Below are 13,581 nucleotides of genomic sequence, written 5' to 3' on the forward strand. Positions count from 1 at the left end.
GTGATTTCACAATGAAATGGAAGCTAACAGGGAGTTATTTGTTCTCAATCATTAGCATCATACTCATCGTTTTTATCGTCAACACCATCATTTTGATTAGCATGTGGTATTCCGAGCGTTCGAGGGCAATGGACGGGGTGACAAGTGACTCGGCAGAAACGTTCACGCGAGAGTTCACCCAATATTTATCGATGAACAACGGGGAACCATTCGTTTCGCAAAATGGAAAGCAGGCATTGGAAGCGTATGACGCATGGTTGCAAATTCTTGACGGAAACGGAAATGTCGTGTCGTCTTACCAGGCGCCGGCTACTGCTTCAACCCATTACTCGGCAATGGAGATTGTACATAAATACAAATATATGGACGATGAACTTAATACATATTTTCTTGGAGAATATGAAGACTTTAGTTATATTGTGGGGTTGCCGGATGCAGAGGAACGACGCGTTGTCTTTATGATCGATGCTCCCTCATTTCTCTCTTATGCTTCCGAATTTCTTTTAATCATCATCATTGTTGATTTAGTGATTGCCGGGGTGATCGGACTTCTCTTCAGCACGATTTTGACAAAACCGGTCAACACGATGATCGAGCGAATCTCCCAGCTCAAACAACAAAACTTTCATTCACAGCAGCCAAAAAAGCCTGGGCTTTTCAAATCTGTTTTCTCCAACTTAAATGATGTATCGGAGACACTGAGTAAGAACGAAAGCGAACGAATGAAATTGGAAAAAATGCGCAATGAATGGATCAGCAATGCCTCTCATGATTTAAAAACACCGCTTGCCTCAGTTCGGGGATATGCTGAATTGCTGCGAAGTGCGGAGGTTACAGCGGAGGAGCGTCTGGATTACGCCGAGGTCATTGAGAGACAGTCCATTTACATGAAGGAACTGCTCGACGACTTCACGCTGACGATGCGGTTGCGGAACAAGGAATTGCCGTTGCAGTTGGCGAAAACACCAGTTGAAGCTTTTATCAAAGAATTGGTCATCGACCTGTTGAATGATCCGCAGTTTGAAGGGCGCAACATCTCCTTTAAGAGTGAAGCTCAAGACCTTGAACTTTCTATTGACCAGCATTTAATGAAGAGAGCGCTTCTTAACCTTATCTGCAATGCCCTCATTCACAATGAGGACGATACAACCGTTGCTGTCACTATCCAAACTGATGCCCTATTTATCGAGGACAACGGAAAAGGGATTCCAGCTGGAGAACTTGAACAGATTTTTGACCGTTATTATCGCGGTACGGATACAAATAATAGCCACGGGACCGGGCTAGGCATGGCCATTTCTCGCGATATTATCGAAGCCCATGGGATGACGCTCGAACTGGTCAGCCAAACCGGTAAAGGAACCATCGTGAAGATCAGCTTTTAGGGCAGAGCAAGGCTTTGTTAAGCTCGGAGTTAGATGTCTAAGGAATTTTATGGCGTTACATACAAACGTGTACTCGTCAAAACGCATCTGCTAATTTAACTGTAGGAGGAAGTTTCATGTCTTCTATACTTGAACAAGCCAGCCTTGCCGGCTCAACGATGTTACTACTCTGCGGATATTTTGTCATTTTGAACTACCACCGAAAGAAAAAGGAAAGAAAGCCGTCTAGAGGCGACGTTCTCATCTACATGGTCACTTGGCTTGCTGTTATTCTTTATGCAGGCAGTTCTCTCCTCCTTCTATTGGATAAAATTTATGCATGATGAATCAACAGCTCCCCGTAAGGTTGAAAATTCAACCGTACAGGGAGTATTTTTGTGCTGACGTTCTACATTTATCAGATAAAAATGATGGACTGCTATTTTATCCTATTGTCAGATCTTGGCTTTCCCTTGAAAAACGCGACGTGGACGGACCTAAAAAAGCCAAGGTCCTGTAACACCCTGGCAGTACATAGAAACCATATTAAGCTTGGAGCTTGCGATTCATCCGGTCAAATTCTAAATCATGTTCCCCAATTTTCTTACTGAAATATCCGATGTCATTCCGCGTCTCGCCAACAGCCGTTTCCACAGCGTAAAGACGACCTTCAACCGCCTTTAATCGATTTTCCACAGCATCCAGTCGACCTTCAACCGCCTCTAATCGATTTTCTACAGCATCCAGTCGACCTTCAACCGCGTCCAAACGGGTTTCAATGCGATCGAAACGGACGTTGACTTCATCTTTAAATTTTTTCAACTCTTCGCCTTGCTCGCGCACCGCTTGCAAAATCATATGCAACATATCATCCGTGGACATTTCTTCATCCTCCCGATGGTTTATTATGAAGTATAGCACACATTACGTCACTACCAATTATAACAAACTATAGTTTGTCGGGACCGGAATGAAATTGTCATTTTGGTCGTTTCTTTAACCTTCCCTGCTCAAAAAAAATCTGCAAATCATGGCTTTTTAAAGCACTACGATAACACTCGGTGTGAGCTTACCCAGGTCACGAGCTGTTTATCAGCCACCATTTTTCCGATTTTGCTGAACCTCCACAACAAAAACGTAGTTGGTTTCTCCGCATAATCGCCATTCTTATTTTATAACTCACTTACGCTCACCTTCAGAGATTAAATTCCATTCCCTTCTATCATTAGACTTTGCATCCTTATGTATCGATTGGTTAGAGAATTCACAATGCTTTCCGTAAAATCTTCTCCATTGCTTTTCCCTTTGCCAATTCGTCAATCAACTTATCCAAATAGCGAATTTCCTGCATTGTAGGCTCTTCAATGTCCTCCACACGGACGCCGCAAACCACACCCTTGATCAACGTACGTGAAGGGTTCAGTTGGGGCGATTCCGCAAAAAAGGTCTCAAAATCGGTCTTTAATTCTAGTAAGGCTTCTACCTCTTCCTGACGATACCCTGTCAACCAGCGAATGATTTCATCAACCTCTGCTTTTGTGCGTCCTTTTTTCTCTGCCTTCGTCACATAATGGGGATAGACACTGGCGAAACTTGTTGTGTAAATTCTATGTTTGGTCATGATACTCCCTCACTGCCTGTTTTTTTTAGTATACCAAAATAAGCGCGAAGCTGAAAAAGGGATTCCTACGGCAGTATCTGTAATTCTCGTTCCTCTGGGGAAATGAGCTGGGATGCTGTCACAAAATCAGCTTTATTCTTCACCTCGGACGACCATTGGCGTAAAGTAGATGCAACATTTTTCCCAGAAGGCCCGACATGCCCAATGGCAATCACGTCTTGATCTTCTTGCAAGTGCTGCATTAACAGTCCCAGTTGTCCTTGAATATGTCCCTGAGTGTAACGATCATCTAAGAAGAGCTTGTTACTCAGTACCGGAACATGATAGGCAGCTGCGACCTCTGGGATAACGGATTTGTACGTCGTCCGACTGTCCAGATAAAATAACCCGTGCTCCCTGCACACCTCCATAACAATCGCCATGATGCGCCGATCGGCAGTGACCTTGGACCCCATATGATTGTTCATCCCAACCGCATGTGGAATGTTGGCAATTGCAGCCTCAACCCGTTTGCGAATCTCTGCATCGTCTAAATCAGTTGTAAGTGCCCCTGGACCCAACCACTCCTTTTTGCCATAGTTTGGTTCCATCGGCATATGAATAATGACTTCGTGCCCACGACGGTGTGCTCCTTCTGCATCCTCTTTACTAGATCGAAGAAAGGGCATCACCGCGACAGTCAACGGAATTGGCAGAGCTAAGATGGCTTCCGTTCCTACCATCCTGTTGCCAAAATCATCAATGACGATGGAAATTTTCTTTGTCGATTGCTCATCGGGTATTCTACCGGACATTGCAGAGGAAATCTCATTACTTACCATCTGAGCTGATGCCTCATTAAGACCAGGAGAAAGGAGCATACAGAACGACAAAATCATCCTAAAGGTGACCGACATGCCTTCATCTCCTCAACCAAACTGTGTATTTTACTTAAAACGGATACTATTATGAACATCCAAAGACCCACGAAGAATGAATGATCATTCTCCAATGAGTAGAAAATGTTTGATACCTTCGGTGATTGCTGAAGCAATTTTTACTTGCTCCTTGGGATCTGTTAACATCGTACGATCTTTAGCATTTGTGATAAATCCCATTTCCACAATAACGGCGGGCTGCTTAATCCGATTTAATAAATAATACGTCTTTCCAACCTTAGGAAGCCTCGCTGATCCTTGTTGCTGATTTAGTTCAATTTGTATGCTTTGAGCAAGGTAGGCGCTTAGCTCATTGCTTTGGTGAAGAACTAAAGGCCCGCGTCTGGTGCTATTTTTAGTGGCATTCACATGGAGACTGATAAACAAATCGGTAGAAATTTCATTTGACAATTGCATCCGCTGAATTAAATCACGCTTATGACGTGAGCGACTTGGGAACCAGCGATTATCCTCACTCAGCGCATAATCTGTATTTCGGTTTACGATTGCAGAAATCCCTTGACTATTCAGCTGATCATACAATTTTTTCGCAATAGAAAGGTTAATGTCTTTTTCAATCAACTCACCATATACAGCGCCCCCATCAATGCCACCGTGCCCAACATCAATTAATACTTGGAAGGAGGGTAATGGACTTTCCACCGGTGAATCATACGCCATAACATTCGTGGAACTACTCCCTAAAATTACGGCAATCAAAACAAGGCGAATAAGACGTAATTGCTGTCCCCATTCAAAGGATTTTCCCATCTCAAAGCACCTCACTGGCCAAAGTAAACACTCCAATTCAGGAGATCAATATCGCCTTTTTATTGTTAAGTTGTTTCACTACGATCTGTTTTATTCGTGGGAAATCACCCCACACTATCTTGTCTTCGGGGCTGACCTAAGTTTAATGAAAGAGGATTTAGAATGGGTACCCGCTTCTAAGTTGGTCAAGCATGACAAAAACAAAGTTCCGATTTAAAAAGAAGTGAAGGAAAGGATTCTTAATCCAGCTAATTGTTTAGATTGTTTTATTTCAATAACGGTTGAAGGCAACCATTGCAAACACCAGGTTCACCGGATGCTAGTGCCCTTTCCACTACCTTAGCTGGTTATGGTCGAAATTGAACCAACAAGGTCTATCTCATTTCTTTCGTTCTTTACAAAAACCAAAAGCGGTAACTAGTGAGACGCCAGCAGCAAAGAAAACACGACGAGATCTTTTCGAGGTTAAGATGCGCTAAGGTGCACGGGAATGACGACCGCTGCGTCAACATACTTCGCTTTCTGTGGGGCACGGCTTCAGCTTCCTCGAAAAAGCAGGCTTTCCTAGGGGATCTTCAGCTCGCGCTGATCCCACTAGAGTCTACGTATGTGGACTACGCTGATGTTTGTTTCTGCGTCCATTGTTTTATGGTGGCTCGGTCTCGTATAGTGGGTAAAAAGCTCTGTTGCAACCAAATAAGCAAAGTAAGTGCAATGTTTCAAGGTAGATCACTTGGTGCCTTTTACACGAATGTCGTTTGGTAAAGGAATGAAGTGAAACCATAAAAGGTCAGTTTCATTTGATTCGCCCTTTAGCATAAACCAAAAGCGACGATTAGCGAGACTCCAGCAACAATGAAAATACGACGAGGTCTTTTCGAGTTGAAGATGCGCTACGGTGCACGGGAATGACGACCGCTGCGTCAACATACTTCGCTTTCTGTGGGGCACGGCTTCAGCTTCCTCGGAAAGCAGGCTTTCCGAGGGGATCTTCAGCTCGCGCTGATCCCACTAGAGTCTACGTATGTGGACTACGCTGATGTTTGTTTCTGCGTTCATAGTTTATTGTGGCTCGGTCTCGTATAGAAAGTAAAAAGCCGAGTAGCAGCCAAATCAGGCAAGTCAGTGCACTGTTTCAAGGTAGATCTCCTAGTGCCTTTTACACGAAAGTTGTGGTAACTGTTGAAAATGAAACCAAAAAAGATCTTTCTCATTTCATTCGTTCTGTATAATAAACCAAAAGCGGCTACTAGAGAGACTCCAGCGGCAAAGAAAACACGACGAGGTCTTTTCGAGTCGATGTTGCACTTGTGCCCGTAGGGTGAAAAGAAAACACGACGAGGTCTTCTCGAGTCAATGTTGCACTTGTACCCTTTAGGGTGAAGGCGAATGTATAGCCGTTTGCCTAGAGAAAATGATTTCCAACTGTTAACTTTTGCGAAAACAAGAACCATAACTCATCCTGAATAAAATAAAATCTACTCTATCTGAGGGGGCACTAGTTGCACCTGACTTAACTCATGCAAAAAACGCGCCATCTAAATTGAGAGATAACGCGTTGATTCTTCCTGATAAGTTGGAATTGAATAAAGGTTATTATGCACTGAAGATTGTTCTTTAGTATATTTTACACTTACATAATTCCGTGCAGAAGCAAATGACTATGTCGATCTCGGCAGCAAAAACAGGAAATTAAATTTATTTAGCCCCTTTTTCTTTTTGTTTTTTTGACAGACCCAGATACGATGGCATATTGGTATGTGGCATCTTCTGCCCCTCCGACATCATCCGTCACCTTAAACGTTTCGGCATCCGCAGTTTTCTGTATGCTTCCCGTGACGAAACAAAAGACGGATGTATTGTCTTTGCCCCAATAGCTATTCAGCATTACGAAGCTCCGTCCATCAATCCCCTTGACAGTACGGCGACCATTGGCATTATAGAGACCAGTTCGATCTTTCGCCCAGCTTTGTGGACTGTCTTCGTGTAAGTGTTCAAAGCTTAAACGATCCATTTTCTTCGCATGACTTCCCCATAAATACACTCTGCCGGCGTCGACAGCCCAACTTCCTGACTCCGTCAATAATTCAAAGCTGGCCGCTTCTGCACCTTTGATTGGTTGGAGAATATTGTCCGGATGACCGAACGGCAAACTTGTGCGGGTATACTGATTTCTGTATACATGGTCTTTGTCCTTAGCGATTCCAAGATAATGGGTACTCAAGTAAGGGAAAAAGCTGTCGGGATCCGCCCTGTCGACGCAATAACCGTTGTAATAGATCTTGCTAGTATCTCGACCAAACCGACCGCCAAGCGTCTTAAATGTCTTCGGATCGGCCCCTTTAATCATACGCCATTGATAATAGACCGCCCTGCTGTCTCGTGAAAAATTCTCATCCAATGGCTCGAAAGTCGCCACATCCGCATTCCGCACCAGATTGTACACAGACCGTAGATTCTTACGAGCTTTAACGCCTGCCTCAGTGCGATAAAAGATCTCCTTTTCGGTTTTATACCACTCGAAAGCAACTTGGTCTGCACCGTCTGCTGACTTCTCGTATTTCGGGTGCCACCATCCCCGTAATTCTGGCTGATTCTCGCGTAGCCAATCCACGACCTCTCCCTTGCTTTCATTGGCATAACTAAGAGCATCGTAATGATGAAATAGATGATCCTTATCCGTACAATAGGCGTTAAAAGCCACCAGTGTGGTGACATCAACATCATCGAAGACATGAAAATGATTGCTGCTCTTCACATAAAGGAAGTTCTTGTCGCGGGCAAAATAAGGAGAATCCTGAAGAAGTTCAAAGCTGGTAGGGGCCGAACCTGGAACGAGCTTGTCCTCAAGATAAAGATGATTGCTGTCGAGGCCGTAATCATCGTCAAGTACTCGAAAACCATCAACTTCCGTGGTGACAAAGCTGACTTTATTCTTAGCTCCATTAAACCACCAGACGCCTTTGCGATCTTTTAAATAAGCAAATTGCAGCCAACCACGCTTATATACATAAATAACCCCGAAGCTGTCCGGGACAATACCGCCTTTAATAGGAAAAAGCTCTTCATTATCTTCTTTCTTCAAGACGACACTATCTTTATGGATGAAAAAAGACTCTCCCATGACATAACCACTCTTTCCTAATCTATTTTAAAGCGATCTTCCCAAATTATACTATACTCATGAGTAAAGGTATCCTCACCTTACCTCTTAATAAAGCATGACAATCCTAGAGTAACGTATACCTGCATCCGAAAAAGTCAGTGCTTGGTCTATGTGTCATCATTAGCGGAGAGCTCCGTGTTTGACCCGCTTTCAGATACACCATAACCAACCGAATATCACTAAACACTTTCGCAATTCCACCATTGAAGGACCCCATTTCTTGCAGGACACCGAGATCACTACTAAACGGTATAGAGAATGTCAGCACTGTATTTGATAGCACTTATGATCAATGGTACTGTAGGGGGGTAGACTTCAAATTTTCTCAATTCTTAGAAATGCAAATGAACGAACATAAAGTATTTACGATCAGTACACTTCTTTAGACAAAACAAACTGGAGGTGCTTGCTTGAAGAAAATCAAAACAAACTATATCCTCATCATGATTATCGGTTTAGCATTCATTGGCATTCTAAGTGGCTGTGGATTTGCTGACGCAAACGAAGATGAAGTTGTACATGTAAAGCAACAGAGCTACGAAGATTTCGATGTAGGTGAGATTGTGGAAAACGCTATTGAAGATGCTGATGAGGTGTTAGGGAAAACGACCAAACCTTTACATTCACCTGATGAAGAGCTTAGAAAATGGGTGATCAGGTTGTCTATGGGTCAGATGATGGGCCAATATTCAACGATTGATGAAGATGATTTATTAGCGGAAGCGAAAAAAGCGTACGATGAAAGAAAGCTAACGTTCCAGTTTGCTGAGGACGTGTACGGAGTCGACGTACACGACGAAGAGAGGATTAATGCCTATATACGAGAAGAAATGGCGTTCATTACTCAAGGCAATGAAGAGAATGAAGTCATTACATTCACACAAAAAGTAGCGGATCATCTCTCCTTAACCTTTGAAGAATTTATGTATGATTGGGAGTATGACAATTTTAAAAATAACTATGTCTGGCAGCAAGTTATGCCAGAATTAGAAAAGAAATATCCACGAAAAAAAGATGAAGCTGATTACCATACGCGCTTATTGAATGAATATGAAAGAGAAATCCAAGCATACAAAAAGGAAAAAAACTTATAGTGTTAGATGATTATACATTGTGAGTAAAACCAACTTTTACAATGTTTCGCAAAGCTGAATCACCTTATTTTGTCACTCTCTATTGCTTGTGCATTGAGATATTGGTATTGACGCATTCTCTCCGAATAATCCACAGTTTTTTTATGGACATTTACTTGCTAACCATAGTATCTCAAATAGGAAACACCGAAAAAATAGCGGTCTTTATGTAACCGCACCACCTATGATCAAAACATTAATTCCCTGTTACGCACTGCCAGCAGAGCTCAACATCTCCTGGAACCCAGGGAATAGCGGCTGCGCCAGAGTCTCCAGGACAGAGCGGCGGATGCGCTCTCCTTCGGTAAGCGCTTCGTGGTCGAACCAAACGACGGGATAATCTCCGTCTTCCCGTGGCTGAAGCATATCCCAGCATATCGGACCAGCGCCGTCCTCATAAGTAGCGAAGGGAATATAACTTTCTCGAATCAATGATTTCCCGTTTTCCCATAAGGCATGCACATCTCGGAGCGGGTGGGCTGAAGGCACCCCGGGCAGTTCAATACCGAAATGGTTATATCTCAATGTCACACTCATCACAAAACGTGTCGTAAAATAGGCAGCATACAGTGGAGGAACTGTTACGGGAAGCCCATGGGCACGTTCAAGTTCCCGAATCTGTGCAACAGTTACAGTTGAGGGAATCATTTTCCACCGAACCCATCCCTCCTCATCTTCTTCGCCGTCCTGCATGTCGACCGGCACACCGAAATCGTCCTCGTCCGTCTTGGCAGGATGGGACATGAGAAACTCTCGGTGCGGTGTATCAAAGTGGTTATCGAGCCATTTTTCCATCCAATCCTGATACGGTTTCAACTCATTCATGTGAATACCTCCTAAATGGTCAGGCTCAAGTGATACAGAAAACCCTGTTCAGGACTATCCATATTCGGTGATAAGTCCGTTCTACACTATACAATCAGACCAAAACTATAAGTATAGTTTAATCACAACTGCAACAGCAGACAATATTTTTCTCTTCAAAAAGCGGTTACCGTGTTTCTTCAAACTTTAAGCCAAGACTACAATTGTGATTTTTTATTGACTGTACGTTCAGTCTTAAACTATAATTAAGAAAAATAAATTCATTCTCATCTGTCCGCATTTGCTCTTTTTGACATAGAAATAGTTGAAAGAAATCAAAGGAAATAATGAACAGATATTTCGTTGATTAACCTATTAGGAGGAAAATTCATGGATCTTTCTTATGACATTCAAGGTGACGGCTCTCCGATCGTGATGGTACACAGTCCAGGGGTTGACTCAAGGGAGTGGCAAGAAATCGTCCCGATACTAGCGAAATCTAGGAAAGTGATTACCTTCGACTGCCGAGGATGCGGTCATTCTCCAGCTCCTCAATCCCCCACTAGCTTAGTTGAAGATTTGTACAACCTGCTTAAACATTTAGGGCTGGAACGCGTGACGCTCGTTGGACATTCTATGGGAGGACAAGCTGTCACGGATTTCACCCTCGCTTACCCTTCCATGGTCGAACGTCTTGTCGTCATTTGCCCCGCTTTAACCGGATTTCAATTTTCTAATGAATTCACAGATTGGATGGCTTCGGTAAATGCCGCAGCTCCGGATATCCCCAAGCTGGTTGACTTGTCCTTGGCTGGACTGAATTATCGTGTCACGATGACCAGCAAATACCGAGATTTTGTTCGTGAAATGGCAACGCAATACATGACCCGCGTCTTTACGGAATGGAAAAGCTTCAAAGTCATTTGGCCAGACCCCCCTGCTATTGAGAGGTTAGAGGAGATAAAACCGGATACACTTTTCATTTATGGTACAGTTGAATGGCCAGATATGCTTAAAATTGCTGAAGAGTTTAAACGAATTCCCTCGGTTCAATTTGTGGAAATTGAAGGCGGAGATCACTATCTTACGTTGACCCACGCTGCAGAAGTGTCTCGTCACATTCAAACATTCATTCAAGGAGAATAAGAACATGCCACGTACCCGAGAAGAAAATGATCGCATTCGTCAGGAAACGAGTGAGAAAATCCGTACCGCTGCAATGGATATATTCATCGAGCGTGGCTATCATGACGCTTCGATTGACGATATTGCGAACAAGGCCAGAGTTTCCAAAGGCTTGCTTTACAATTATTACAAAGGGAAAGAAGCTCTGCTCGCAACCATGGTACAGCACCGAATTGACGAGATTGATGAAGTCATGCGTTCGGCTACAACACTTGACCCTCCTTCTGAGCAATTGAGGTACATCGTGGACGGAGCACTTAACGGCGTGAAGCGTAATCCCGAAGTGTACCGCTTCTATTTGCACCTCCAAACACAACCAAAAGAAGACTTGGTCTTATTCAAGCAAAGTCAGCTACTGAATGACGCCATGGCTCAGCAATTCGAACTGCAATGTGATATTTTTATGGCTATGGGAGTACCCCATCCACGTATGCAATCGCTATATTTTTCTTCAACGCTCCATGGCATGATGTTCATGCTGACGGCTTACCCCAATAGTTACCCGGTAACACATATGAAAAAACAGATCATCGAACAGTTTTGTAATGTGAATGACATGTTGTAAACTATAGTCCCCTTTTCCAAAAAGCTTCTTAAACCCTAAGGATAGCAACTTGCCAAATGTGTAATGGGAACAATTTAAGCTTATCTTTCCACTTCTTTTCGCTTTCTTTTTAACCCTGTGTAAACCCCTTGCACTGCTAAAAAAAGGAACCATATCACCGTGATAAATAGGCCAGTTTGTTCATGGTAATACCATATCCTCCCTTGGGTAATTGATTCCTTTAGACCGGACAGAAAGTCTACGTCCATGCGCAACCATATATTGACGATAATATGGGCAACGATAAACAGAGTCAAATGCTTCTTAAAGTCTTCACGATTTCCGAATTCCTGTTCAAGATTCATGTTCAGATTCCTCTCTCTGTTGTGTGGTATTCATCAATTGATCGATAAATCGAATGACTTCATCATCAAGCCCGAAGACGATCGGCTTCTCCTTGCTGGCAGAATCAATAAAGGTAAAATATTTATTTTGTAATGCCAAATCACCGTCAAACCACTTTGAAATGCAATTTGCCCAGAGATGAGCTAAACGATCTTCTTCGGCCTGTTCTATCCCCTTGTGCATTGCCGATCGCGTCTGCTTGATTAAATGAATGGTCTCTGCAACGCGAGGATCCTCACTCCCGATTAAAGGAAGACGCTCAAGCACTCTGATTTCGTCGTCGGAAAATACTTCTTTAGGAAATGTCGCAGGTATTTCTCCCTCCACAAAATGAGGACTTTCAATTTTTTTCATCAATTGAAAAATGTCTTCATCTACCCTCTTTCCCGACATCACCAACGTATGGCTAACGCTTCTGAGAATGAATTGCTTTCTCTTCAAATCGTCAATTTTCCTAGTGGCCTGGTCAATTTGCATTTGTAGCAACGGCATCCAAGGGTCATCTGGCGTATCGGACGTCTCCGGAGTTGTATCAAACAATTCTTTGATCTCATCAAGAGAAAAATCCATTGATTTCAGTGAAAGGATTGTCTGCAGTTTCAGGACGGCACTTTCATCATAATAACGGTACCCATTTTCTCTTGATATTGTTGGTTTCAGTAAGCCGATTTCATCATAATAATGGAGTGTTCTCCTGCTAATCTTAATTCTATTGATCAGTTCGCCTATGGAATAAATCATGCGTTTTCTCCTTTCTTTTTTCTTACTTGGCGATCACGTCGGCAATTAAATAAAGTCCGGCAATGCACGCCACTGTACTCACAGCTCCATTCACAAAAGGAGCGATTTTACGGTTGATTTGCACTAATAATGAATCGACCTTTGTCCCGATAAGCGTTTTTAGAGCTACCAGAATCGTAGGAGGTGCAATCATTATAAGCACATAGGCTGCCAGTTGTGGGCCCCATTCAAAGAAAGTCAGTTCACTCGCTGTGACAATCCCTACAAAAGATAGAAATGGAAGCATCGTCATCGACTCAATAAGTGCTACCAAGAACCCCAACTTTACCATGGAAGCAAATGTATTTTTAGGTTTGAATCTGCTTATCTTTGAAGAAGATTTCCTAGGTTTCTTATCTAGCCAAATACTCAGTAGAATCAAAGCGATCCCAGAAGTGACTTGGATGTAAGGCATTATTGAGGATGACCTCCATTCAGAAAACTGGGATTGAAGCAGGGAATCGAACCCTAGATTAAGAAGGGTGCCTAGAATAAAATAAAAAAATGAAACCGTCAGCAAGTACGTCATCATTCGAAGCGGCGAGTAAGAAGATGATAAAAGCATAACTAATGTCATAACAATTGAAGCAAAACTTAGACTATCTAACAAGGCTAAACCCGCCACCGTGACCCACATTGTTTGCCTCCTTTCAAAAAGCACTACAACCTTATTCAAACATATACGTTAGCGTCAAAGTCAATGGCTTTATTGATTCAAGCAGTCCCACATTCTGAAAAGCAACCTACTTTGGAGAATATTTTGGACGCGCTTCAAGCAGAGACGCCAGATCACAGCAAACATATACCCGCAAATCCTAGTCTTGCATGGATTGCGGGTTTGTGGGCACAGATGTAGCGTGTTATATGTTAAGGAACATAGATGTTAAGAAA

Annotated in this window: 14 protein-coding genes; 5 read left to right on the top strand and 9 right to left on the bottom strand. The window is 43.0% G+C overall.

From position 1 onward, the window contains the following. The first annotated feature begins 11 nt into the window (after window positions 1-11). Both EV213_RS08975 and EV213_RS08980 read left to right on the top strand, forming a co-directional pair. Window positions 12-1,385, top strand: coding sequence for a sensor histidine kinase (locus EV213_RS08975; protein WP_133580192.1), 1,374 nt, complete (start codon window positions 12-14; stop codon window positions 1,383-1,385). A gap of 116 nt (window positions 1,386-1,501) precedes the next feature. Then, on the top strand, window positions 1,502-1,708 hold the full coding sequence (locus EV213_RS08980; RefSeq protein ID WP_133580193.1) for a hypothetical protein: 207 nt from the start codon (window positions 1,502-1,504) through the stop codon (window positions 1,706-1,708). 202 nt (window positions 1,709-1,910) lie between these two features. Here the strand turns inward: EV213_RS08980 and EV213_RS08985 are convergent, their stop codons facing one another. From EV213_RS08985 to EV213_RS09005, 5 genes are all read right to left on the bottom strand, one after another. Beyond that, window positions 1,911-2,246, bottom strand: a complete 336-nt coding sequence (locus tag EV213_RS08985) for a hypothetical protein (RefSeq protein WP_133580194.1) — start codon at window positions 2,244-2,246, stop codon at window positions 1,911-1,913. A gap of 382 nt (window positions 2,247-2,628) precedes the next feature. Then, the gene (locus EV213_RS08990; protein ID WP_133580195.1) at window positions 2,629-2,985 is read right to left on the bottom strand and encodes a DUF2200 domain-containing protein; all 357 of its coding nucleotides are present in this window, start codon (window positions 2,983-2,985) and stop codon (window positions 2,629-2,631) included. A 65-nt stretch (window positions 2,986-3,050) separates the two neighbouring features. Beyond that, window positions 3,051-3,881 (bottom strand): divergent polysaccharide deacetylase family protein, encoded by an 831-nt coding sequence (locus EV213_RS08995; RefSeq protein ID WP_133580196.1) that lies wholly within the window; start codon window positions 3,879-3,881, stop codon window positions 3,051-3,053. Between the two features lie 84 nt (window positions 3,882-3,965). Continuing rightward, the gene (locus EV213_RS09000) at window positions 3,966-4,673 is read right to left on the bottom strand and encodes an N-acetylmuramoyl-L-alanine amidase (protein WP_133580197.1); all 708 of its coding nucleotides are present in this window, start codon (window positions 4,671-4,673) and stop codon (window positions 3,966-3,968) included. Between the two features lie 1,702 nt (window positions 4,674-6,375). After that, window positions 6,376-7,797, bottom strand: a complete 1,422-nt coding sequence (locus EV213_RS09005; RefSeq protein ID WP_133580198.1) for a DKNYY domain-containing protein — start codon at window positions 7,795-7,797, stop codon at window positions 6,376-6,378. A 452-nt stretch (window positions 7,798-8,249) separates the two neighbouring features. On the opposite strand from EV213_RS09005, the gene EV213_RS09010 reads away from it, so the two are divergent. Further along, complete coding sequence (locus tag EV213_RS09010) at window positions 8,250-8,933, top strand: hypothetical protein (RefSeq protein ID WP_133580199.1); 684 nt, start codon at window positions 8,250-8,252, stop codon at window positions 8,931-8,933. 246 nt (window positions 8,934-9,179) lie between these two features. Here the strand turns inward: EV213_RS09010 and EV213_RS09015 are convergent, their stop codons facing one another. Beyond that, complete coding sequence (locus EV213_RS09015) at window positions 9,180-9,788, bottom strand: hypothetical protein (RefSeq protein WP_133580200.1); 609 nt, start codon at window positions 9,786-9,788, stop codon at window positions 9,180-9,182. A gap of 378 nt (window positions 9,789-10,166) precedes the next feature. Here EV213_RS09015 and EV213_RS09020 point away from each other — a divergent pair, with 378 nt between their 5' ends. Together EV213_RS09020 and EV213_RS09025 are read left to right on the top strand one after the other, a co-directional pair. Beyond that, a complete protein-coding gene (locus tag EV213_RS09020; RefSeq protein ID WP_133580201.1) occupies window positions 10,167-10,922 on the top strand; it encodes an alpha/beta fold hydrolase in 756 nt (251 codons plus the stop codon). 4 nt (window positions 10,923-10,926) lie between these two features. Beyond that, window positions 10,927-11,526 carry a TetR/AcrR family transcriptional regulator gene (locus EV213_RS09025; RefSeq protein WP_133580202.1) on the top strand — a complete coding sequence of 200 codons (600 nt, stop codon included), beginning with the start codon at window positions 10,927-10,929 and terminating at the stop codon, window positions 11,524-11,526. Window positions 11,527-11,606: 80 nt separating this feature from the next. Here the strand turns inward: EV213_RS09025 and EV213_RS09030 are convergent, their stop codons facing one another. The 3 genes from EV213_RS09030 to EV213_RS09040 are packed head-to-tail and all read right to left on the bottom strand — an operon-like array spanning window position 11,607 to window position 13,327. Continuing rightward, entirely contained in the window at window positions 11,607-11,870 is a 264-nt protein-coding gene (locus tag EV213_RS09030) for a hypothetical protein (protein WP_133580203.1), read from the bottom strand. Then, entirely contained in the window at window positions 11,860-12,651 is a 792-nt protein-coding gene (locus tag EV213_RS09035) for a MerR family transcriptional regulator (protein WP_133580204.1), read from the bottom strand. Before EV213_RS09035 ends, EV213_RS09030 begins: the two co-directional genes overlap by 11 nt. Window positions 12,652-12,673: 22 nt before the next feature. Continuing rightward, complete coding sequence (locus EV213_RS09040; RefSeq protein WP_133580205.1) at window positions 12,674-13,327, bottom strand: GAP family protein; 654 nt, start codon at window positions 13,325-13,327, stop codon at window positions 12,674-12,676. Window positions 13,328-13,581 lie beyond the last annotated feature (254 nt).

Source organism: Aureibacillus halotolerans, from assembly GCF_004363045.1.
In the GTDB taxonomy this organism is placed as follows: domain Bacteria; phylum Bacillota; class Bacilli; order Bacillales; family DSM-28697; genus Aureibacillus; species Aureibacillus halotolerans.